Annotated in this window: 18 protein-coding genes; 7 read left to right on the top strand and 11 right to left on the bottom strand. The window is 74.8% G+C overall.

Translation table 11 applies throughout. From position 1 onward, the window contains the following. Positions 1–104: 104 nt before the first annotated feature. The 8 genes from pgl to tkt form a co-directional block, all read right to left on the bottom strand. Positions 105–881 carry a 6-phosphogluconolactonase gene (gene pgl, locus QP090_RS33805; protein WP_285943739.1) on the bottom strand — a complete coding sequence of 259 codons (777 nt, stop codon included), beginning with the start codon at positions 879–881 and terminating at the stop codon, positions 105–107. After that, positions 878–1,975 carry a glucose-6-phosphate dehydrogenase assembly protein OpcA gene (locus tag QP090_RS33800; RefSeq protein ID WP_285943738.1) on the bottom strand — a complete coding sequence of 366 codons (1,098 nt, stop codon included), beginning with the start codon at positions 1,973–1,975 and terminating at the stop codon, positions 878–880. Before QP090_RS33800 ends, pgl begins: the two co-directional genes overlap by 4 nt. A 2-nt stretch (positions 1,976–1,977) precedes the next feature. Then, complete coding sequence (zwf, locus tag QP090_RS33795; protein ID WP_285943737.1) at positions 1,978–3,504, bottom strand: glucose-6-phosphate dehydrogenase; 1,527 nt, start codon at positions 3,502–3,504, stop codon at positions 1,978–1,980. Positions 3,505–3,634: 130 nt separating this feature from the next. Continuing rightward, entirely contained in the window at positions 3,635–5,386 is a 1,752-nt protein-coding gene (locus QP090_RS33790) for a hypothetical protein (RefSeq protein ID WP_285943736.1), read from the bottom strand. 21 nt (positions 5,387–5,407) lie between these two features. Then, positions 5,408–7,129 (bottom strand): phosphoheptose isomerase, encoded by a 1,722-nt coding sequence (locus QP090_RS33785; RefSeq protein ID WP_285943735.1) that lies wholly within the window; start codon positions 7,127–7,129, stop codon positions 5,408–5,410. A gap of 140 nt (positions 7,130–7,269) precedes the next feature. After that, a complete protein-coding gene (locus QP090_RS33780) occupies positions 7,270–8,934 on the bottom strand; it encodes a phosphoglucose isomerase-related protein (RefSeq protein WP_285943734.1) in 1,665 nt (554 codons plus the stop codon). Beyond that, on the bottom strand, positions 8,931–10,046 hold the full coding sequence (gene tal, locus QP090_RS33775; protein WP_285943733.1) for a transaldolase: 1,116 nt from the start codon (positions 10,044–10,046) through the stop codon (positions 8,931–8,933). Before tal ends, QP090_RS33780 begins: the two co-directional genes overlap by 4 nt. Positions 10,047–10,139: 93 nt before the next feature. After that, positions 10,140–12,266 carry a transketolase gene (gene tkt, locus QP090_RS33770; protein WP_285943732.1) on the bottom strand — a complete coding sequence of 709 codons (2,127 nt, stop codon included), beginning with the start codon at positions 12,264–12,266 and terminating at the stop codon, positions 10,140–10,142. Between the two features lie 589 nt (positions 12,267–12,855). On the opposite strand from tkt, the gene QP090_RS33765 reads away from it, so the two are divergent. The 3 genes from QP090_RS33765 (at position 12,856) to QP090_RS33755 (ending at position 16,213) form a co-directional block, all read left to right on the top strand. Continuing rightward, positions 12,856–13,842, top strand: a complete 987-nt coding sequence (locus tag QP090_RS33765; protein WP_285943731.1) for a heme o synthase — start codon at positions 12,856–12,858, stop codon at positions 13,840–13,842. 94 nt (positions 13,843–13,936) lie between these two features. Continuing rightward, the gene (locus tag QP090_RS33760) at positions 13,937–15,151 is read left to right on the top strand and encodes a PrsW family intramembrane metalloprotease (protein ID WP_285943730.1); all 1,215 of its coding nucleotides are present in this window, start codon (positions 13,937–13,939) and stop codon (positions 15,149–15,151) included. Positions 15,152–15,214: 63 nt separating this feature from the next. Next, positions 15,215–16,213, top strand: a complete 999-nt coding sequence (locus tag QP090_RS33755; RefSeq protein WP_285943729.1) for a COX15/CtaA family protein — start codon at positions 15,215–15,217, stop codon at positions 16,211–16,213. A gap of 72 nt (positions 16,214–16,285) precedes the next feature. Here QP090_RS33755 and polX read toward each other — a convergent pair whose 3' ends face one another. Both polX and prcB read right to left on the bottom strand, forming a co-directional pair. Further along, complete coding sequence (gene polX / locus QP090_RS33750) at positions 16,286–18,016, bottom strand: DNA polymerase/3'-5' exonuclease PolX (RefSeq protein ID WP_285943728.1); 1,731 nt, start codon at positions 18,014–18,016, stop codon at positions 16,286–16,288. Between the two features lie 38 nt (positions 18,017–18,054). Continuing rightward, positions 18,055–18,894, bottom strand: coding sequence for a proteasome subunit beta (gene prcB / locus QP090_RS33745; RefSeq protein WP_285943727.1), 840 nt, complete (start codon positions 18,892–18,894; stop codon positions 18,055–18,057). Positions 18,895–19,300: 406 nt separating this feature from the next. On the opposite strand from prcB, the gene QP090_RS33740 reads away from it, so the two are divergent. The 4 genes from QP090_RS33740 to QP090_RS33725 all read left to right on the top strand — a co-directional run bounded on the left by QP090_RS33740 (position 19,301) and on the right by QP090_RS33725 (position 21,189). Then, positions 19,301–19,459, top strand: coding sequence for a hypothetical protein (locus QP090_RS33740; RefSeq protein ID WP_285943726.1), 159 nt, complete (start codon positions 19,301–19,303; stop codon positions 19,457–19,459). A gap of 80 nt (positions 19,460–19,539) precedes the next feature. Next, positions 19,540–20,079, top strand: a complete 540-nt coding sequence (locus QP090_RS33735; RefSeq protein ID WP_285943725.1) for a MauE/DoxX family redox-associated membrane protein — start codon at positions 19,540–19,542, stop codon at positions 20,077–20,079. Then, positions 20,079–20,594: a thioredoxin domain-containing protein gene (locus QP090_RS33730; protein WP_285943724.1), complete on the top strand. Its 516-nt coding sequence runs from the start codon at positions 20,079–20,081 to the stop codon at positions 20,592–20,594. Before QP090_RS33735 ends, QP090_RS33730 begins: the two co-directional genes overlap by 1 nt. Before the next feature lie 70 nt (positions 20,595–20,664). Then, positions 20,665–21,189, top strand: coding sequence for a S26 family signal peptidase (locus QP090_RS33725; protein WP_285943723.1), 525 nt, complete (start codon positions 20,665–20,667; stop codon positions 21,187–21,189). A gap of 32 nt (positions 21,190–21,221) precedes the next feature. On the opposite strand, the gene QP090_RS33720 is transcribed toward QP090_RS33725, so the two are convergent. Continuing rightward, a complete protein-coding gene (locus QP090_RS33720; RefSeq protein WP_285943722.1) occupies positions 21,222–22,157 on the bottom strand; it encodes an EamA family transporter in 936 nt (311 codons plus the stop codon).

The following is a 22,157-nucleotide window of genomic DNA, read 5'->3' as shown; positions in this document are numbered from 1 at the left end:
AACGCTCGACGCGGGATTCCATCCCGTTCGCCAGAGTATGCGGGGTAACGCGGGGCCGCGCCCGAACGATCCGTACGAACGGTGCGAGCGGGGTGGCGCCGGGGCTAGGGTGACGCGATCCGGTCGATGCCGGGCGGAAGCTCCGCCGCGGCGGCGCGGTCGAGCAGGAACAGGGTGCGCTGGCGGCCCCGGGCGCCGGCGACCGGGATCTGCACCGGGCCCGCCTCTGACAGCCCGAGCCGCACCGCCTTGGCCTTGGCGCCGCCCGCCGCGATGGCCCAGACCTCCCGCGCCGCCCGGATCGCCGGCAGCGTCAGCGAGATCCGGGTCGGCGGCGGCTTCGGGGCGCCGCGCACCGCCACCACCGGGCGCTCGTCGTAGAGCGCCGGCATCTCGGGGAACAGCGAGGCCACGTGCGCGTCCGGGCCGACCCCGAGCATCAGCACGTCGAACGACGGCACCGGGCCGTGGTCCTCGGGCCGCGCCGCCGCGCGCAGCTCGGCGGCGTACCGGCCGGCCGCCTTCTCGGGGTCGTCGCCGTCGGGCCCGTCGCTGGCCGGCATCGGGTGCACCCGCGCCGGATCGGTGCCGACGTGGTCGAGCAGCGCGGCGCGCGCGCCGGTCTCGTTGCGCTCGGGGTCGCCGGACGGCAGGAAGCGCTCGTCCCCCCACCACACGTCCAGCTTGCGCCAGTCGATGGCGTCGCGCGCGCCGGTCGCGGCCAGCTCGGCGAGGACGGCGGTGCCGACCCCGCCGCCGGTCAGCACGATCGAGGCGGCGCCCCGGGCCGCCTGGGCGTCGACGATCCGGGTCACCAGCCGGGCCGCCACCGCCTTGGCGAGCAGCTCCTGGTCGCGGTGGACCAGCACGGTGGGGGTCATGCGTCCTCCGGCGGCTCGGCCCGCGGCCCCGCCTTGCGCGCGGACGGCGACTTCCCCGCCGTGCGGCCCTTGGCGGGCTTCGCCGGCCCGGCCTCGGACGGCCCGGACGTGTCGGACCGCCCGGACGCGGCGGCCTCGGGGGAGCCCGACACCGGGTCGGAGGCGACGCCCTCCCGGACCCCGGCCGCCAGGTCCTTGGCGAACCGCTTCGCCGCCTCCTGGTAGACCTCGTCGGGGTCGAGCCGGCGCAGCTCCTCGGCCAGCAGCTCGGACATGTGCCGCCGCATCAGCGAGACCTGCCGGTCGGGCTGCTCGGGCCGCGACAGCGTGGCGACCCGCCCGTCCGGACGGGACACCGCCAGGTCGCCGCCGGCCGTGACCAGCCGCACGCCGGTGATGCCCGGTCCGTCGGAGACCACGCGGCCGACCGGGACCCCGAGCCGGACCGACAGCCACGCGGCCAGCAGCTCCGCGCTCGGGCTGTCGGGCTCGGCGGACACCTCGCCGGACAGGATCGCCTCGTGCTCCTGGTCGAGCGCCGCCGCCAGCAGCGACCGCCACGAGGTCAGCCGCGTCCAGGTGAAGTCGGTGTCGCCTGGCCGGTAGCCGTCGGCGAGCTGCGCGAGCGTGCCGAGCCGGTCGCGGGCCGCGTACGCGTCGGTCACCCGGCGCGCCGCCAGCCTGCCCAGCGGGTCGCGCGCGGGCACCTTGGGCACCTTGCCGCCCGGCCACCAGGTCACCACCGGGGTGTCGGGCATCAGCAGCGGCACCACGACCGAGTCGGCGTGCTCGGCCAGCGGCCCGTACATCCGCAGCAGTACCGTTTCGCCGGGGCCGGTCTCGCCCATCCGGATCTCGGCGTCGAGCCGGGAGGAGTTGCCGCGCGCGTCGCGGGAGATGACCGTCAGCACCCGGCAGGGGTGCTCGCGGGCCGCCTCGGTCGCCGCGCGCACCGCGTCGTACTGGGCCGACTCGTCGGTGACGATGATCAGGGTCAGCACCATCCCGACGGCCGGGCCGCCCATCAGGTGCCGGGCCTGCGTCAGCGCGTCCTGGATCTTGCGGGTGGTGGTGCCGGTGAGATCGATGTTCATGATTAGAGTCGCCTCCAGGTGCGGCCGTCGCGCGCCATCAGCTCGTCGGCGCTGTCGGGTCCGTAGCCGCCGGACTTGTACTGGTCGAGCCCGCCCTGCCCGGCCCAGTACTCCTCGATCGGGTCGAGGATCTTCCAGGACAGCTCGACCTCCTCCTGCCGCGGGAACAGCGGCGGGTCGCCGATCAGCACGTCGAGCAGCAGCCGCTCGTACGCCTCGGGGGAGGACTCGGTGAAGGACTCGCCGTAGGCGAAGTCCATGTTGACGTCGCGGATCTCCATCGAGGTGCCGGGCACCTTGGAGCCGAACCGCACCGTGATGCCCTCGTCCGGCTGCACCCGCATCACCAGGGCGTTCTGCCCGAGCTCCTCGGTGTCGGTGTGCGAGAACGGCAGGTGCGGCGCCTTCTGGAACACCATCGCGACCTCGGTCACCCGGCGGCTGAGCCGCTTGCCGGTGCGCAGGTAGAACGGCACCCCGGCCCAGCGCCGGTTGTCGATCTCCAGCTTGATCGCGGCGTAGGTCTCGGTGCGGGAGTCGGCGGGGATGCCGTCCTCCTCCAGGTAGCCCTCGACCTTCACGCCGCCCTGCCAGCCGGACGCGTACTGCCCGCGGGCGGTGGACTGCGACAGGTCGCCGCGCACCCGCACCGAGGACAGGATCTTGGCCTTCTCGGCGCGGACGGCCTCGGCGGCGAAGGAGGTCGGCTCCTCCATCGCGGTCAGCGCGAGCAGCTGGAGCAGGTGGTTCTGGATCACGTCGCGGGCGGCGCCGATGCCGTCGTAGTAGCCGGCCCGGCCGCCGATGCCGATGTCCTCGGCCATGGTGATCTGCACGTGGTCGACGAACGAGCGGTTCCAGATCGGCTCGAACATCGAGTTGGCGAACCGCAGCGCCAGGATGTTCTGCACCGTCTCCTTGCCGAGGTAGTGGTCGATCCGGAAGATCGACTCCTCGGGGAACACCCGGTGCACGGTGTCGTTGAGGTCCTGGGCGCTGGCCAGGTCGTGGCCGAAGGGCTTCTCGATGACCACCCGCCGCCACTCCCCGTCGCTCCGGTCGGCCAGCCCGCTGCGGCGCAGCTGCTCGACCACCTTGGGGAAGAACTTGGGCGGTATCGACAGGTAGAACGCGTAGTTGCCGCCGGTGCCGCGGCTCTCGTCCAGCTCCTTGACCGCCATGGCGAGCGCGTCGAACGCGCCCGGGTCGCCGAACTCGCCGGGGACGAAGTGCATGCCCTCCGACAGGTGCGTCCAGACGTCCTCGCGGAAGGGGGTGCGCGCGTGCTCCTTGACCGACTCGTAGGCGATCTGCCGGAAGTCCTGGTGGTCCCAGTCGCGCCGCGCGAAGCCGACCAGCGAGAAGCCCGGCGGCAGCAGCCCCCGGTTGGCCAGGTCGTAGATCGCCGGGAGGAGCTTCTTGCGCGACAGGTCGCCGGTGACCCCGAACAGCACCAGCACGCACGGTCCCGCGACCCGTGGCAGGCGCTTGTCGCGCGGATCCCGCAGCGGGTTGGATGTGGTGGTCACGTGGAGGCCCCCTCGTCTCGGACTGCGCCGTGGACCGTTCCTGCCCACCGACCGATCCTGCTGTCTCTGTGTGCCCTGCGCGCGCGGCGCGTACTGCGCCGCCCCGCGCGCGTGGCCGGCGGTGCCGGGCTCATGCCCCTCCTCGGGCGGCGTCGAGCAGCCGGGCGAGGCCCGACCAGCGGTTCTGCAAGTGCAGCCGGAGCACCGGACGCCCGCCCCCACGGGCCGCGCGGGCGTCCGAGCGGGCCTGCGCGGACTGGAGCGCGCCCAGTCCGTGGCGCCGGTCCGGCACCGGCACGTCGCGGACGACGTTCCCGGTCAGCATCAGGTATACGCCCTTCTCTTGATGATCATTCCCGAACGCGGGGTAACGGCAACCCCAGCTGATCGTCACAGGCCGGGCGCACCGCGCCGCCAGCAGGCCCGCGAGCCTCCTGACCTGCGCGCCCTGCCCCCGGCTCTCGTCGGGGTCCAGATGCGCCACGATCGCCAGGTGCCCGTCGGCGCCGGCCCGCCCGACGAGCGCCTCGAGCAGCGCGGGCAGGGTCGCCGCCCCGGCGAACGCCGGGTCCCGCGCGTACGCCTCGATCGCCTGCCCGGGCTCCCCGTCGACGAGCAGCGCCCCGTCGTCGCCGGCGCCGATGGCCGGCAGGGGTTCCGGGCCGGTGTCGTGGCCGGTGTCGCGGCCGGGGTCCGGGCCGGGTCCGAGGGCCGGGGCGCCGCCGCCGAACGGGTCGGTGTTGAGCAGGTACGCGGCCACGGCGGCGGCGTACTCCCACACGACGAGCTGCGCGGCCGGCGGGCCGGACACCGTGGCGTCGTCCTGGCGCGGACGGCCGTCCAGCGTGACCAGGAACATGTCGTCGGTCGGCAGGATCGGCAGCCCGCCCCGCTGGACGAGCGGCAGGACCCGGCCGCCGACGGCCCCGGCGAGCAGCCGCGCGATCCAGTCGGCCAGGCCGGGAAGCGCCGCGGCGTACCCGCCGAGGACGGCCGTGTCGCGACCCGCCCGCGCGGCCCCGCCAAGGATGGCGCCGAGCACCAGCCCGGGGTTGTTCTCCGGGCGGGTGAGCGCGGGCAGGACGGCGGCGGCCCGGTCCAGCAGCGTCCCGACGTCGGCGCCGGCGAGGCCGGCGGGCACCAGCGCGTACGGGGACAGCGCGCCGAACACCCCCGGGGCCGGGGCCTCGACCACCGCCTGCCCGGCCTCGGCCGCGAGCTTGGCGGCCGGGGCGCCCGGCTCGGCGACGGTCACGAACCGCCGCGCGACCTCCGCGGCGGGCAGGTCCAGGTCGAGGAACATCCGCTCGAACACCCGGCGCAGCGCGCCGGTGGCGGGATTGTCGCCGGTGACCACGACCAGGGTGCGGCGCAGCCGCTCGGGATCGTCGCCGGCGCGGAGCACCGGCCCCGGCTCGGGACCGTCCAGCACGGTCAGCGGCGAGCGCCGCGGGCCCTGGCCGCCCGCCGGGACCGCCGGCCGGGCCCGGCCGGGGGGCGGGTCCGCCGCGCCGGGCCCGGCCTCGTCCCCGGCCTCCTGCGCGTCGAGCGCCTGCCGGACGATCAGGCCGGCCGCGTGCGCCGGCGCACCGCCCCCGAGCAGCGCCACCTCGGTCAGCCCGTCGCCCAGGGCCCGGTCGCGCAGCGCGCCGATCCGGTCCAGCAGCGCCCGCGCCGGCCCCGGCTGGCCGGGCCAGCACAGGGCGCGGCCCTCGGCGGCGGCCTGCGCCGCCGACGGCCACAGCGCCGGGTCCTCGGAGGCCAGGCGGACCGGGACGCGATCGATCCAGAGCCGGCCGATCGCGCGCTCGGCCGCCTCCCGGATCGCCCCCCGGGCGGTGATGGCGGTCTCCCCGTAGGTGACCGAGGTGAAGCTCGTCACGATGCCGTCCGCTTCACCCCGTCACCGGACCGTCCGCCGGGACCCGGAGGTCCCGCGCACGGCCTCGGTGAGACGGCCCACGCCGTCCACGGGGTCGCGCAGATGCAGCCGGACGACCGGCAGCCCGCGCTGGCGCAGCGCGCGCACCTCGGCCAGCGCCCGGGCGAGCTGGAGCTTGGCCAGGCCGTACGGGCGCCCCGGGATGGGGTGGGCCGCCAGCGCGTCGCCGGGGGCCGGCTCGCCGGTGATGACCAGGAACGCGCCGCCGGCCGGGCCGTCCTTGTGGACGGTGCCGTTGGCGTGCGGGTAGCCGGGCCCGGGACCGTAGGCCACCGGGCGGGCGGCGCGACGGGCCAGCGCCGGGGCCAGGTAGCGCCCGGAGAAGTCGCCCGACAGGTACGTCACGATCGACAGGTAGCCGTCGGCGGGCACGGACCCGAGCAGCCCGTCGAGCGCGCCGGCGAGACCGCCGGCGCCGCCCGCGAAGCCGCCGGGACCGAGCGGCTCGGTGTGCACCTCGATGTCGCCGTCCACCGCCACGGGCTCCCCGGTGGGCAGCGGCCCGGCGCCCGCCGCGCGCAGCATCGTCGCCGCGTCGTCCTCGGCCTCCTGGACCACCGTGCTGCCCGCCTCGAACGGGTTGACGCCGAGCAGCCAGCCCGACACCGCCGTCGCGTACTCCCACAGCAGGAACTGCGCGCCGAGCGGCGCCCACAGCGAGGTGTCGGCGTCGTCGTGCGCGGCCCGGGGGTTCAGCGCCACCCCGTGCACGTCGGGCGCCTCGCCCTGGACGCCGGGCGGCTCGAACACCATCACGCCGCGGCCCCGCTTGCCGGTGCCGACGGCCAGCAGCTGGGAGATCCAGGAGGTCAGCGCGCCCGGACCGCCGGGCTCGCGCAGCACCACCTTGTCGCGGGCGACGCCGCCGGGGCCCTGCTGGGCGCAGCCGCCGAGGATCGCGCCGAGCAGCAGCCCGGGGTTGTCCTCCTCCTGGGCGAGCGAGGGTGCCAGCGCGGCGGCCTCGTCCAGCAGCCGCTCGGCGTCGGCGCCCGCGAGCAGCGCGGGGACCAGCCCGTAGGCCGACAGCGCGCCGAAGTGGCCGGGCAGATAGGGGTCGGTGAGCCCGATCCGGTACCCGCACTGGCGGGCGAAGTCGTGCAGGGGGCTGCCGTGGTCGGTGATGACCAGGAAGCGGCCCGCGATCTCGCGCTCGGACATGCCGTACCGCCGGAACGCGTCGGCGAAGATCCGCCGGTAGGCGTCCCCCTCCAGGGACACGCCCGCCTTGCTCGCCAGCACGACGAGGGTGCGGTCGAGCCGCTCGAGGGCGAACGCGAGGGCGGCGGTGTCGCTGCCGTCGAGCACGGTCAGCCCGCCGGGCGGCGCGCCGGCCGGGCCCGCCCCGCCGGGCGCCCGCCCTCCGGCGGTCGCCCCGCCCGGGGCGTGCGCCTCGACGATCGCCTGGGCGGCCAGGCTCTCCGCGCCGATCCCGATCAGCACGATGTGGTCGAGACCGGAGTAGCGGGCCTCGCGGGCCAGGCCGTCGATCTGGCCGAGCAGCCCGCGGGAGGCGTGCGGCAGGTCCAGCCAGCCCAGCCGGCTGTGATCCACCGCCCGCCGTCCCCACAGCCGCGGATCCTTGGCCGCGAGTGCGCCGGGAACCCCGCAGTCCACGAGGTAGTCCCGCGCCTGCAACGCCGAATCCAGCACGTCGCCGCGCGTCAGTACGTCGAACCCAGACACCGTTCCTCCTGGCTCCTATCGTTTCAGGAGAGAACGGTCATTCGCGACCAACTCCACGATCTTCTGGTCGGCGGGGGACGGGAGACCGCCGATCGCGCCGTCCCCGCCGGGCGGGCGCCTGCTCCGGCCCGGTGCCCCGGTCAGCTCAGCGCCTCGATCAGCTGGGCGATGCCCTCGGTCCGGCTGCGCAGGTGCAGCCGCACGGCCGGGCGGCCGAGCGAGCGCAGCACCCGCAGGTCGCCGTACGCCTGCGCGAGCTGGAGCTGCCGGAGGGTGTACGGCCTGCCGGGCACCGTCACGTCGGTGGTGGCCTCGGCGGTGACCTGCAAGAACACCCCGTTCTGGGGGCCGCCCTTGTGGTACTGGCCGGCCGTGTGCAGGTACCTCGGCCCCCACCCGAACGTGACCGGTGCCGGCCGCTTGCGCACCCGCCCGCCGAGCGCCGCCAGCAGCGGGCGCAGGCGCGCGGCGTCGGCGTCGCCGCAGCGGTCCAGGAACGCCAGCACCGCCAGGTACCCGCGCTCGGGGACGGCCTCCAGCAGCCGCTCGAGCACGCCGCCGAGCGTCGTGACGCCCTTCAGCAGGGCGCCGGGGGCGTGCACCTCCACCGCCCCCGACACCAGCGTGGCCGCCCGGCCGATCACCGTGGGCGCCGCGCCCTCCTCGGCGCGCAGCAGCGCGGCGGTGTTGTCCTGCGACGCGCGCACGTCGGGCTCGTCGAACGGATTGACGCCGATCACCCGGCCGGTGACCGCCGCCGCGTACTCCCACAGCAGGAACTGCGCGCCGAGCGGGCCCGCGACGCTGAGCCCGGCCTCCCGGGCCGGGCCCGGCTCGTCCGGCCGCCCGCCCAGGATGACCCGGCGCAGGTCGCCCGCGAGCTCGAAGCCGGGCGCGCCGACCCCCTCCACCACGACCGGCAGCAGGCCCTTGCCGTCCTTGCCGGTGGACTCGGCGACGAGCTGCTCGGCCCAGCCGCCGAACCCGGTCAGGCCCGAGCCGTGGTCGGCCAGGACCAGCTTGTCGCGCCCGCTCAGCGCCGACGCGCCGAGCGCGGCGCCGAGCGCCAGCGCCGGGTTGTCGTAGGGCTGCCGCAACGCCGGCGACAGCCGCGCCGCCTCGTCCAGCAGGGCGCCCGCGTCGGCGCCCGCCAGCGCGGCCGGCACCAGCCCGAACGCGCTCAGCGCGCCGAACCGCCCCCCGGCGCCCGGATCGGCCAGGACCACCTGGTAACCGGTGTCGGCGGCGACCGCCTCCAGCGGCGACCCGGGGCCGGTGACGACCACCACCCGCCGTGCGAGGTCGTCGCCGCTGCACCCGGCCTCCCAGAGCGCGTGCTCCAGGACCCGGCGCAGCGCGTCGGTCTCGATCGTGGTGCCGTTCTGGCTGGACACCACCACCAGGGTGCGGTCCATCCCCTCGCCGAGCACCCGCGCCACCTGGTGCGGGTCGGTGGAGTCGAGGACGGTCAGCGCGGCTCCGGCCGCGCCGGCGATGGCCTCGGCGGCGAGCGACGAGCCCCCCATCCCGGCCAGCACCACCCGGTCGAGGCCGGCGGCGCGGGCGTCCGCCGCCAGCTCGGCCACCCGGTCCAGCAGCGGGCGCGAGCTCTCGGCCAGGTCGAGCCAGCCGAGCCGGCGGGCCGCCCCCGGGGCCGCGTCCGGGCCCCAGAGGTTGGCGTTCCGCGACGTCAGGGAGTGCGGGACGCCGTCGGAGACGAGCCGGTCCAGGACCGTCTCGCTCTCATCGAGGACGACGCCCCGGATGGTGACCGACGCGCCGCCGGCGGTCACCACCGAGGTCACGCGCGGGCCCCCTTGGCGTCCAGCTCGCCGGAGATGCTGCCGAGCAGCTCGGTCCAGGACTTCTCGAACTTGTCGACGCCCTCGTCCTCGAGCACCTTGACGACGTCGTCGTAGTCGACGCCGGCGTCCTTGAGCGCCGCCATGTGCGCGCGGGCGTCCTCGTAGGTGCCGCGGACGGTGTCGCCGCGGACCGCGCCGTGGTCGGCCTCGGCCTCCAGCGTCGCCTCCGGCATGGTGTTGACCGTGCCGGGCGCGACCAGCTCGTCGACGTACAGCGTGTCGGGCAGGGCCGGGTCCTTCACGCCGGTCGAGGCCCACAGCGGACGCTGCGGCCGGGCCCCGGCGTCCTTGAGCGCCTGCCAGCGGCCGGTGCCGAACTTCTCCTCGTACAGCGCGTACGCCAGGCGCGCGTTGGCGAGGCCGGACTTGGACTTGAGCCCCTTGGCGGCGGCCGAGCCGATCGCGTCGAGCCGCTTGTCGATCTCGGTGTCGACGCGGCTGACGAAGAACGAGGCCACCGACGCGATCGTGCTCAGGTCGTGGCCGTTCTCGCGGGCCTGCTCCAGGCCCTCGAAGAAGGCGTCGACGACCTTGCCGTAGCGCTCCAGCGAGAAGATCAGCGTCACGTTCACGCTGATCCCCTGGGCCAGCGTCCGGGTGATCGAGGGCAGCCCCTGCTCGGTCGCCGGGATCTTGATGAACAGGTTGGGCCGGTCCACCAGCCACCACAGCGCCCGCGCCTCGGCCACCGTCTCCTCGGTCTTGCGCGCCAGCCGCGGGTCGACCTCGATCGACACCCGGCCGTCGAGCCCGCCGGTCCGGTCGTACACCGGGCGCAGCACGTCGCAGCCCCACCGGATGTCGTAGGTGGTGATCGCGCGGGACGCCTCGTCGACGTCCACGCCGCGCACCGCCAGGTCGCGGACCTGGTCGTCGTAGGCCGAGCCCTTGCTCAGCGCCTTGGCGAAGATGGTGGGGTTGGAGGTGACGCCCACCACGTGGCTCTCCTTGACCAGCCGTTCGAGGCCGCCCGACCGCAGCCGCTCCCGGCTGATGTCGTCGAGCCAGATCGACACGCCCTCGTCGGAGAGCCTCTTCAGGTTTTCGCTCATCGTCTTGTCTCCTCGTCGAGTCGTCGGGACCGGGGGCGGGGGCCCGCGGGCGGGCGCGGGGCGGGCGCGGCCGGGCCGCGCCCGCCACCGCCTCTAGGTCCCGGTGGTCGAGCCCCGCCCGGCACCCTGGACGCCGGCCTTGATCAGGCTGGCCTTGGCCGCGGCGACCACCCTCTCGGAGGTGATGCCGAACTGCTGGAACAGCGTCTTGTGGTCGGCCGAGGCGCCGAAGTGCTCCAGGCTGACCGACTCGCCGACGTCGCCGATGTAGCCGCGCCAGCCGAGCGCGACCCCGGCCTCCACCGACACCCGGGCGCGCACCCCGGGGGGCAGCACCTCCTGCTTGTAGGCGTCGTCCTGTGCGTCGAACCACTCGACGCACGGCATCGACACGACCCGGGTCGGGGTGCCCTCGGCCTGGAGCGCCTCGCGCGCCTCCAGGGCGAGCTGCACCTCGCTGCCGGTGGCGATGATGATCAACAGCGGGTGCCCGTCCGGCGCGTCGGCCAGCACGTACCCGCCCCGGGCGACGCCCTCGGCGGACGCGATCCCGTTGCCGCGCTCGAGCGTCGGCAGCTTCTGCCGGGTCAGCGCCAGCCCGGCCGGGCGGTCGCCGTGCTCCAGCACGGTGCGCCAGGCCACGGCGGTCTCGTTGGCGTCGCCGGGCCGGACGACGTCCAGGCCCGGGATGGCGCGCAGCGCCCACAGGTGCTCGACCGGCTGGTGCGTCGGGCCGTCCTCGCCCAGGCCGATCGAGTCGTGCGTCCACACGTAGGTCACCGGCAGCCGCATCAGCGCCGCGAGCCGCACGGCCGGGCGCATGTAGTCGCTGAAGATGAGGAACGTGCCGCCGTAGGGGCGGGTGCCGCCGTGCAGCGCGATCCCGTTGCAGATCGCGCCCATCGCGTGCTCGCGGACGCCGAAGTGCAGCGTGCGGCCGTAGCGCCCGCCCGGGAACTCCTTGGTCTGGTACTCATCGGGAATGAAGGACGGCTCGCCCTTCATCGTGGTGTTGTTGCTCTCGGCCAGGTCGGCCGAGCCGCCCCACAGCTCGGGCAGCACCGGCGCCAGCGCGGCCAGGATCTCGCCGGACGCGGCGCGGGTGGCCAGGTCCTTGCCGGCCTCGAAGACCGGCAGCCGCCCCGCCCAGCCGTCCGGCAGCGTGCGCGAGGAGATCCGGTCGTACTCGGCGGCGCGCGCGGCGTGGGCCTTGCGCCACGCCGCGAACGAGACGTCCCAGTCGGCGTGCAGCGCGCGGCCCCGGTCGGAGACCTCGCGGGCGTGCGCCAGGACCTCGTCCGGCACGTCGAAGGACGCGGCCGGGTCGAGGCCGAGGATCCGCTTGGTGGCCGCGACCTCCTCGGCGCCCAGCGCCGACCCGTGGATCTTGCCGGTGTTCTTCTTGTTCGGCGCGGGCCAGCCGATGATCGTGCGCAGCGCGATGAACGACGGGCGGCCGGTCTCGGCCTTGGCCGCGTCGAACGCGGCGGCCAGCGCGCCGACGTTCTCCTCGTAGTCGCCGCCGGCCGTCCAGTCGACGTGGTGGACGTCCCAGCCGTAGGCGGCGTAGCGGGCCCGCACGTCCTCCGACAGCGCGATCGCGGTGTCGTCCTCGATCGAGATGTGGTTGTCGTCGTAGAGCAGCACCAGGTTGCCGAGGCGCTGGTGCGCGGCCAGCGAGCTCGCCTCGTGGCTGATGCCCTCCTCGATGTCGCCGTCGGAGGCGAACGCCCAGATGGTGTGGTCGAAGGGGGACTGGCCGGGGGCGGCGTCGGGGTCGAACAGGCCGCGCTCGCGGCGGGCCGCCATCGCCATGCCCACCGCGTTGGCGATGCCCTGGCCGAGCGGCCCGGTGGTGGTCTCCACGCCCGCGGTGTGCCCGTGCTCGGGGTGCCCCGGGGTGAGGCTGCCCCACTTGCGCAGCGACTTCAGGTCGTCCAGCGTCATCGGGTAGCCCGACAGGTAGAGCTGGATGTAAAGGGTCAGGCTGGAATGCCCGCACGACAGGACGAACCGGTCCCGGCCCGCCCAGGTCGGGTCCGTCGGGTCGTGCCGCAGGTAACGCTGGAAGAGAAGGTAGGCGGCCGGCGCCAGGCTCATCGCCGTCCCGGGGTGACCGGAGCCGCACTCCTCGACCGCGTCCATGGCGAGGGCGCGGATCACGTCGACCGCCCGCCGGTCCGTCTCGGACCATTCAAACGTGCTGATGTCCCCACTCACGGAACGCCCGGCTCCTCTCAAAGATCACAAATTTTCCACAACGCATGCACACGGGGAACGCCCGGCATCGGCCGCGGCCCTGCCGCGGCGCCGGGCCCGACCCCGTGTCCTCCTCAGTGCGGATCCCGTCGGATCCGTCCCGCAGCCGCTGCGGGCCGGGGAGTGGCCGGCGCCGCCCGTCCCCCGCCGGCCGCCCTCGGCGGCCCCGGAGGCCGTGCATCCGGCCTCTACCGAGCCTATCGCGCGAGCGGCCCGCCGCCGCTGGCGGCAGAGGGCGTGCCACCACCGGCCCGGGCCCGGAGGACCCGCGCCGTCCTTTGACGACCCTTGCCCGATCGCCTCCGCCGATAACCCCCGCCCGGGTGATCTCGCGGGGGAGCCCCGCCTGGTCCCTTCTGCGCGCGCGGCGCGTCCGGTGCCCCGGTGCTCGACCCCGGGAGGGGGCGGACTACAGTGATGGCGCGGCTGACACACCTGCCGCGCGTACTCTCAAGCCGAAGTCGCACCCGACCGAGGCGCCTCCCGGACCGCGGGGGCGCCGACGGGGTGGCACGCGATTCCTCATGCCTAGTTGGACGTGGACCCGATTGTGACGGTGCTCAGTAACAAGCTCGGGGTCGACCTCGACGACCAGGTGCCGGAGGCCCCCGCAGCTCCTTCCGGGCCCGCCGATCCGGCGACCGGCCGGTGGTCGCCCGCCGCGAGCGTGCGCGCCTACGTCGCGCTGACCAAGCCGCGCGTGATCGAGCTGCTCTTGATCACCACCATCCCGGTGATGTTCCTGGCCGCCCAGGGCCTGCCCCCGCTCGGCACGGTACTGCTGACGCTGGCGTTCGGCACTCTGTCGGCCGGCGCCGCGAACGCGATCAACTGCTACATCGACCGCGACATCGACGCCAAGATGCGCCGCACCCGCCGCCGCCCGCTGGCCCGGGCGCAGGTCACCCCGACCCGCGCCCTGGTGTTCGGGATCACCCTGGCAGCGCTGTCCACGGCCGGGTTCTGGCTGACGGTCAACGGCCCGGCCGCGGCGATGTCGCTGTTCGCGATCCTGTTCTACATCTTCGTCTACTCGCTGCTGCTCAAACGCCGCACCTCGCAGAACGTGGTGTGGGGCGGCATCGCGGGCTGCATGCCGGTGCTCATCGGCTGGTCGGCGATCACCGGCGGGCTGGCCTGGACCCCGTTCGTGCTGTTCGGCGTCGTCTTCCTCTGGACGCCCCCGCACACCTGGACGCTGGCGATGCGCTACCGCGAGGACTACGCGCTGGCCAAGGTGCCGATGCTGCCGGTGGTCGCCACCGAGCGGCGGGTCGTCACCGAGAGCCTCGTCTACACCTACGCGACCGTCGCCTGCTCGCTGGTCCTGTGGCCGGTGGCCGGGATGGGCCCGGTGTACGGGACGGCGGCGATCGTCCTCGGCCTGGTCTTCCTCGCCGAGGGGCACCGGCTGCTGCGAGCCGTCCGCGCCGGAGTGACCGGCGTGCACCTGCGGCCGATGCGGTTCTTCCACCTCTCCAACGTCTACCTGGCCCTGCTGTTCACCGTGGTCGCGGTCGACCCGCTGCTGCACTGACCCGGCGGTCCGCGCGACGGCCAGCGCACGGCGCGCGGCCCCGCGGGAGGGCCGGCTCCCGGCCCGTCCGGCCCGGGACGGTTACCCTCACGTCATGGCGAGCGTAGATCCCAAGGCGGTCCTGGAGGGACGGATCCCGGGCCGGCCCCCGATCGCCCTGATCGTCGGAGTCACCGCCTCGTCGCTGTGCGCGCTCGGGGCGCTCGGCGTCGACGCCGTCTACGGCGGCTCGGGGTTCTGGGCCGGGGTGGTCCTGGCGATCCTGCCCATCCCGCTGCTGATCGCGCTCGCGCTCACCCTCGACCGGCTCGAGCCCGAACCGCCGCGCGCCCTGGTCTTCTCCTTCATGTGGGGCGCCGGGGTCGCGGTGCTGGGCGCGCTGGTGCTCAACACCCTCGGCCTGCTGTACGTCACCGTGCCGATCTTCGGCGAGGTCAACGGGCATTTCATCAGCTCCGCGGTGGGCGCGCCGATCATCGAGGAGCCGCTGAAGGGCGCGGTGCTGTTCGGCCTGCTGTGGTTCCGCCGCAACGAGATCGACGGGTTCGCCGACGGCCTGATCTACGCGGCCATGGTCGGGCTCGGCTTCGCCATGATGGAGAACGTCACCTACTACATGCGGGCCTTCGAGGAGGGCGGCACCGACCAGCTCCAGGCGGTGTTCATCCTGCGCGGCATCGTCGCGCCGCTCAGCCATCCGCTGTTCACCGCGATGACCGGCCTCGGGGTCGCCTACGCCGCCACCCACCGCGACCGGCAGATCCTCGCACCGGCGCTCGGCCTGCTCGGCGCGATGCTGCTGCACGGCCTCTGGAACGGCGCCACCACCCTCGGGCTGGGCGGCCTCGCCGCGGTGTACGGGCTGAACACCTGCGTCCTGGCCGTCCTGATCGTCATCGTCGCGGTGGAGCGCCGGCACACCGTGCGGCTCATCGAGCGGTACCTCCCGATCTACGCCGACACCGGCCTGGTCACCCCGCAGGACATCCGGATGCTGCGCTCGATCCCGTCCCGCCGCGCCGCCCGCCGCTGGGCCCGGAGCGTCGGCGGACCGGCGGCCGGGCGCGCCATGGTCGACTACCAGCTCGCCGCCACCGAGCTCGCCCTGCTGCACAAGCGGGCCGAGCGCGGCGTCGCCGAGCCCCGCTGGTTCGTGAACCGCCGGGACGCGCTGCTGGACCTCATGGGCCTGGCCAGGCAGGCGTTCCTGCGCACCCCGCCCCGCGGCGACGCGCCCGCCGGGCCCGCCGCCGGGCCGCCCTGGGCGCCGCGCGGCCCGTCCGGCTTCCTGCCGCCGTACGGCGGCTGACCCGAACCGCCGTAACCGGGGGGCGGGGCGGGACCACCGGACCCCGCCCATACGATTGGTGCCGTGGCTGAACGATCCGGTGCTGATCCGACCAACCCCCTCATCCGAGCGCGCGACGCGGTGTGGAATCCCACCGCGGGCTCGCTGCGGCTGCTGGCCCTGCTCGGCGTGATCGGCAACGCCGGCATCGTCGCCACCGGCGGCGCCGTCCGGGTCACCGAGTCCGGCCTCGGCTGCCCCGAGTGGCCCAAGTGCACCGGCGACAGCCTCGTCCCGACGCACAGCCCCGAGCACGCCGCGATGAACATGGCGATCGAGTTCGGCAACCGGATGCTGACCTTCCTGGTGCTGGCGGTCGGCGTGCTGGTCTTCGTCGCGGCCTGGCGGCTGCGGCCCCGCCGCCGCGACGTGGTCTGGTGGGCCGCGGCGCAGCCGCTGAGCGTCGTCGCGCAGGCCGTGATCGGCGGCATCGTGGTGCTGACCGAGCTGCATCCGGCCTCGGTGGCGCTGCACTTCCTGATCTCGCCGGCCCTGCTGGTCTTCTGCGTGGCGCTGTGGGTGCGCACGGGCGAGGGCGACCGGCCGCCGCACCCGCTGGTCGCGCCCCTGCTGCGCCGGGCCGCGCTCGTCCTCGCCGCGCTCTGCGCCGCCGTGCTGGTCGCCGGCACCGTCGTCACCGGCACCGGCCCGCACTCCGGCGACGCCGAGTCGCGCCGCTGGGGCTTCAACATCGAGGACGTCACCCGGGTGCACAGCGTCCTCGCCTGGCTCACCGTCGCGGCGACGCTGGTGCTCATCGTCGCCGTCCACCGCGCGGGCGCCCCGGCGGCGCTGCGGCGGCGGACGCTGGAGCTGCTTGCCGTCGAGCTGGCCCAGGGCGCCGTCGGGTACGTCCAGTACTTCACCGGGGTCCCGGGCCCGCTGGTGGTGCTGCACATGCTCGGCGCGGCGCTGCTGTGGATCGCCGCGCTGCGCATCTTCTTCGCCACCCGCGACCGCGGGCCCGTCCCCACCGCGGCGGACCCCGCCGAGGTGCCGGCGCAGACCCCCCAGCCGGCCTGACCCGTCCCCACCGGCCCGGCCCACCCGGCCGGGGCAGGCCCGGCCCGCGCGATCGGGCCGGGCGGGCGCCGGTCAGCCGGCGGCGGGCTTGCGCAGGAAGGCGCGGAGCCGGTCGAGCGGCCAGGTGTTGATCACGTCGTCGGGGGTGAGCCAGCCGCGCTGGGCGGTGCCGACGCCGTAGCGGATGTTGCGGTGGTGGCCGACCGCGTGGGCGTCGGTGTCGATCGCGAACTTGACGCCGTGCCGCAGCGCCCGGCGGATCAGGTCGGCGGGCAGGTCGAGCCGGTCGGGGAACGAGTCGACCTCCAGCGCGGTGCCGGTGCGGGCCGCGGCCGTGAAGACCTCGTCCCAGTCGGCCTCGACCTCGGGCCGCCGGCCGATCTGCCGGGCGGTGGGGTGGCCGATCACGTGGACGTGCGGGTTCTCGCAGGCCCGGACGAAGCGGCGGGTCATCTCGGCCTCGTCCTGGGTGAAGTGCGAGTGGACCGAGGCCACGCAGATGTCGAACCCGGACAGGAAGTCGGCGTCCCAGTCGACCCCGCCGTCCGGGTCGATGTTGAGCTCGGTGCCGTGCAGCAGGACCAGCCCGGGGTACTCCCGCTGGAGGGCGCGCACCCGCTCGCGCTGGGCGAGCATCTTCTCGTCGGTCATCCGCTGCATGAACAGGTTGGGCGCGTGGTCGGTGATCGCGTAGTACTCCAGGCCGCGTGCGGCGGCGGCCCGGACCATCTCCTCCAGCGAGGCGGTGCCGTCGGTCAGGTCGGTGTGGCTGTGCAGGTCGCCGCGGAGATCGTCGACGGTGACCAGCCGGGGGAGGCCGCCGGCCAGTGCCGCCTCGATCTCGCCGCGGTCCTCGCGCAGGGCGGGCGGGATCCACGGCAGGCCGAGGCGGTCGTACACCTCCTCCTCGGTGGCCGACACGATCGGCTCGCCGGTCTCGTCGCCGTCGGCCGTGAACAGCCCGTACTCGGAGAGCTTGAGCCCGGCCCGGACGGCGATCTCGCGGGTGCGGACGTTGTGCGCCCGGGAGCCGGTGAAGTACTGGAGCGCCGCGCCCCACGCCTCGGGCGGGACGACGCGCAGGTCGACCTGGAGGCCCCCGGTGGTGCGGATCGAGGTCTTCTTGTCGCCGCCGCCGATCACCTCGGCGACCAGCGGGAGCGCGGTGAACGCCGCCATGATCGGCTTGGGCTCGCGGGAGGCGGCCAGGATGTCGACGTCGCCGATCGTCTCGCGCATGCGGCGCAGCGACCCTGCGTGGACGCAGCGCTCGGCGAGCGGGGACAGCGCGGCGACGATCTCGTCGGCCAGGCCGGCCGCCACGTCGATCAGCACCCGCCCGCCGGTCCGCTCCATCAGCTCGATGCCGCGCAGGATGTTGTCCTCGGTCTTGGCACCGAAGCCCTTGAGACCGCGCAGCCGGCCCTCGCGGATCGCGGCGGCCAGCTCGTCCACCGAGGAGACACCGAGCTCCTGGTGCACCGCCAGCGCCTTCTTCGGGCCGAGCGTCGGGATCGCGGTGAGCGCCCGGACCCCCGCCGGGATCTGCGCCCGCAGCTCCTCGACCTGGCGGATGGTGCCGGTGGTGTTGTAGTCGGCCAGCTTCTTGGCGATCGCCTCGCCCACCGTGGGGATCTTCTTCAGCCCGGCGAGCCCGAGCCCGGAGATGTCCTCGGGGTAGCCGGCTATCGCCCGCGCGGCCTTCTCGTACGCGCGGATCTTGAAGGCGTCGCCGCCGGTGATCGAGAGCAGGTCCGCCAGTTCTTGGACGAGTGCCGCGGCCTCGTCGTTCGCCCGTGCCATGGGGGGAGTCTACGAGCTGGGTACGACGTTCCCGGAGTTCAGCGCAGCGGCGCGACCGGCCCGTCGGGCCGGGCGTGCCGGGCGTCCACGACCCGGTCGACGATCCCCGCGAGCTGCTCGCGGGGCAGGGCCCGGTAGCCGTCGGCGGTGACGGCCGCGATCGACGGGTAGATGCGCCGGGCCCGGTCCGGTCCGCCGGTGGCCGAGTCGTCGTCGGCGGCGTCGTAGAGGGCCTGCACGCACACCTCGGCCGCGTCCTCCAGGGAGAGGTCGTCGCGGTAGAGCTTCTTCAGCGCGCCCTGCGCGTAGGGGGAACCCGACCCGTCGGCGTGGTACCGGCGGGTCTCCTGCGGGGCGCCGGTGATGTCGTAGGTGAAGATCCGGCCGGCGCCGGTGTCGGGGTCGTAGCCCGCGAGCAGCGGGACGACCGCGAGGCCCTGGAGCGCCTGGGCGAGGTTGGCCTGGATGATGGTGCCGAGCCGGCGGGCCTTGCCCGGCAGCGACAGCGGGACCGTCTCCATCTTCTCGTAGTGCTCCAGCTCGACCTGGAACAGCCGGACCATCTCCAGCGCCAGCCCGACGGTGCCCGCGAAGGCCACCACCGAGTGCTCGTCGGCCCGTTGGACCTTCTCCAGCTCGCGGTAGGCGATCTGGTGGCCGCGGGTGGCGCGGCGGTCGCCGGCCATCATGACCCCGCCGGGGAACGTCAGCGCGAGGACGGTGGTGCCGTGCGGCAGGTCCGGCGCCGGTCCGGCGTCCTGGACCCGGTTGACCGGGAGCAGCTCGGGCGAGTGCAGCCGCAGGAAGTCGACGAACGAGGCGGGCCCCGCCTCGAAGTACTCGGGCGGAAGCCCCTGATCCTCGGCCCAGCCGGTCACGGCGGCTCCTCTCTGGACGTGTCCTCCCGGTGATCCTCGCATCAACCGGACCGATCCCGCCACTCTCCGGCCGGCTCCGCCCGCCGATCGGGAGCGCTCGTCCACCGGCCCGCCGGCGGTCCACCGAACCGATGGGTCATAACGGCTTTTCTGATCATTTCGGCCTGGGCTGGTCGGTCCGGTTGACGTGCCGAAATGGGGACGACCTGGGAATCGTCGATCACCCGCGGACCTAGTGGATCTTGGGCCTTGCGCCGAAAATCCGGGACTTTCCATGATCGGCATCACCACGGCCGGTCGGCGGCTCCCGCCGGTGCGGGCCGTTGGGGACGGAGGGGTCCGTACATGGACGCCTGCCGTCGTTCCCCCGCATACCTGGCTGTAGCCCGGCCTGAGAGGACACACCATGACCCGTCTCACCGACCGCCTGCTCGGACGCCTCGCCCGCACGACCACCGTCGACGCCGGGTGCAGCAACGTCTACTACTGCGAGAAGGGCATCAAGTACCTGCGTGCTTGCTGCCTGGACCAGGGCTGCCAGATCGTCAAGGTCGGCAAGTGCTGATCTGATCCACCCGCTGTTCGGACGCGGGCGGGCGTGCCACCGGCCGCCCGCCCGCGTCCCGGGCGTGAAGGAAGGTGCGCGTGCAGTACCTGCAAGTGGGATGCGCCTGCCTGATCGGGCTGGTGTTCGCGGTGTCGGCCTTCACCAAGGTCCGGGACTTCGAGGGGTTCGCGGCCTCGGTGCCGGATCTGCTGCCGTTCGGCGGCGGCCCGGCGGCCGGGCGCGCGTCGGGCGGCGGCGGGCACGTCCGGCCGATCGCCTCGCTCGTCCTGGTGCTGGAGGCCCTGGCGCCGGTGCTCCTGGCCGTCCCGGCGACCCGTCCGGCCGGATTCGGCGTCGCCCTCGCCCTGCTGGCCGCGTTCACGTCCGCCATCGCCCTCACGCTCCGGCGCGGGCGCCGCGCCTCGTGCCGGTGCTTCGGCGCCTCGAACGCCCCGCTCGGCGCGCGGCACCTGGTCCGCAACGGCGTGCTGTTCACCGCCGCCGCGCTCGGCCTGGCCACGCCCGGGGGCCCGCCCGTGACGGCGGGCCTCGCCGTGGCCGTCGCCGCCGGGGCGGTGGCGGCGATCCTGATCGTCGCCTTCGACGACATCGCCGATCTGCTCGCTGGGAGTCTCTGATGCCCTACCTCGCCGCCGCCGTCGTGCTCCTCGGCCTGCTGAGCGCCTTCAACCTGCTGCTCACCCGCGCGCTCATCCGGCGGATGAAGGAGGGGGCCGGGCCGCGGCCGGAGGTCTCGGCGGGGCCGCCGGTCGCCCTCAAGCCGGGCTCGCGCCCCGCCGGGTTCATGGCCATGACGACCAACGACGAGCCGGTGACCGCCGAGAACCTCACCGGGCTGGTCGGGTTCTTCGCCGCGGGCTGCGACCCCTGCCACGCGCTGGCGCCGGCGTTCGCCGAGCGGGCGCGCGCCACCGGCCGCGGCAGCATGCTCGCCGTGGTCACCGGCGAGGACGCGGAGCTGACCGCGATGCTGGAGCCGTCCGTCCGGGTCGTCGTCGAGGACCACGACGGGACGGTGTCGGAGGCGTTCCAGAACACCTGGACCCCGGCGCTCTACCTGATCGGGCCCGACCACGCGGTGCTGGCGACGGGCGGGCGCCTTGAGGACCTGCCCCTCGAAGCCCTCGCGTGAGCCTCGTCGCCGCGGGCGGCACCTGCGCCCGGCTGTTCCGGCTCTGGGCCACCGGCTACCGGGAGGTCTCGTGAGGCGCCCGGTCGCGGTGGCGGCGGGAGCGGCGGGGGTGGCCACGGCCGCTGTGCTGCCCGCACTGTGGTTCCGGTGGCGGTACCTGGTCGCGACGGTGGACGGGCGGAGCATGGAACCGACGCTGCGCGCGGGGGACCGGCTGCTGGTCCGCAGGGGCGTCCGCCCCCGGACGGGCCAGATCGTGGTGGTCAGGGTCCCCGACCCGCCGCTGGTGTACGGCCCGCCGGACGTCCCGCTCACCGCGGCGGAGGAGGCGGCGCTCCTGGCCGCGCCCGAACGGCCCGAGGCCGCGCCGCCGCCCGGCGGCAGGCTGGTGGTCAAGCGCGCGGTCGCGGTTCCCGGGGACCCGGTGCCACGGGAGCTGGTCCCGGTGCTGCGCGATGTCCCGGAGGACGTGGTGCCGCCCGGTTTCCTCGTCGTGCTGGGAGACAACGCCGACGCGAGCTGGGACTCGCGGGATTACGGCTTCGTCCGCCCCGGTCAGTGCGTTGGCGTCGCGCTCCGCCGCATGGACGACTGAGACCGGGCCGGGACGGCGGGGAGGGGAGCCGGTCAGGCCTCGTCCGCACCGGGCGGGTCCTGACCGCTGCGGGTGGCGCCTGCGCAGGCGACGATCACGCAGCAGATCGCGATCCACTGCCGTCCCGTCAGGACCTCCCCGAGCAGCGCCACGCCGACCAGCGCGGCCACGGCCGGCTCCAGGCTCATCAGGACGCCGAAGACCCGCGCGGGCATCCGCCGCAGCGCCTCCATCTCCAGCGAGTAGGGGATCACCGAGGACAGCACCCCCACACCGAGGCCGACGAGCAGCAGCATCGGGTCGAGCAGCGCGGCGCCGCCGGAGACCACGCCGACCGGGAGCACCGCGGCGGCGCCGACGGCGCTGGCCAGCGCCAACCCGGTGGACCCGGAGAAGCGCTGCCCGGTGGCGGCGCTCAGCAGGATGTAGGCGGCCCAGCCCACCCCGGCCAGGAGCGCGAAGGCGATGCCGACCGGATCGAGGTCGCCGCCGCCCCGGGCGAGCATCACCACGCCCGCGCCCGCCAGCAGCACCCAGAGCACGTCGCGGGGACGGCGGGAGGCCACGATCGAGACCGCCAGCGGCCCGAGGAACTCGATCGTCACCGCGACGCCCAGCGGGATCCGCAGGAACGACTGGTAGATCGCCAAGTTCATCATGGCCAGCGACAGCCCGAAGCCCGCGGCCAGCGCCAGGCTCCGCCGCGAGTGGTCGCGCAGCACCGTGCGCAGCGCCGTGCGGGCCAGGAAGCACAGCACGATCGCCGAGGTGAGCAGCCGCATCAACACCAGGGCGCTCGGCGGCAGCCGGTCGAACAGGTGCTTGGCCAGGCCGGCGCCGACCTGGAGCGAGATGATCCCGAGCAGGATCAAGGCCGGCGGCGGCACCGAGCCGAGCGACAGCAGCCGCACGCGGCGGGCGAGCCCTCCCTCGCCGCCGTACGGACCGGGTACGTCAGCGAGCGCCAA

The organism is Actinomadura xylanilytica (assembly GCF_030283145.1).
In the GTDB taxonomy this organism is placed as follows: domain Bacteria; phylum Actinomycetota; class Actinomycetes; order Streptosporangiales; family Streptosporangiaceae; genus Spirillospora; species Spirillospora xylanilytica.
This window is presented reverse-complemented; position numbering and strand designations above follow the sequence as displayed.

Excerpts from the sequence above, each read along its gene's own strand:
- QP090_RS33740 (WP_285943726.1), top strand. The coding sequence starts at position 19,301 with ATGACCCGTCTCACCGACCGCCTGCTCGGACGCCTCGCCCGCACGACC.
- QP090_RS33730 (WP_285943724.1), top strand. The coding sequence starts at position 20,079 with ATGCCCTACCTCGCCGCCGCCGTCGTGCTCCTCGGCCTGCTGAGCGCC.
- tal (WP_285943733.1), bottom strand. The coding sequence starts at position 10,046 with ATGAGCGAAAACCTGAAGAGGCTCTCCGACGAGGGCGTGTCGATCTGG.
- QP090_RS33800 (WP_285943738.1), bottom strand. The coding sequence starts at position 1,975 with ATGAACATCGATCTCACCGGCACCACCACCCGCAAGATCCAGGACGCG.
- QP090_RS33760 (WP_285943730.1), top strand. The coding sequence starts at position 13,937 with ATGGCGAGCGTAGATCCCAAGGCGGTCCTGGAGGGACGGATCCCGGGC.
- polX (WP_285943728.1), bottom strand. The coding sequence starts at position 18,016 with ATGGCACGGGCGAACGACGAGGCCGCGGCACTCGTCCAAGAACTGGCG.
- pgl (WP_285943739.1), bottom strand. The coding sequence starts at position 881 with ATGACCCCCACCGTGCTGGTCCACCGCGACCAGGAGCTGCTCGCCAAG.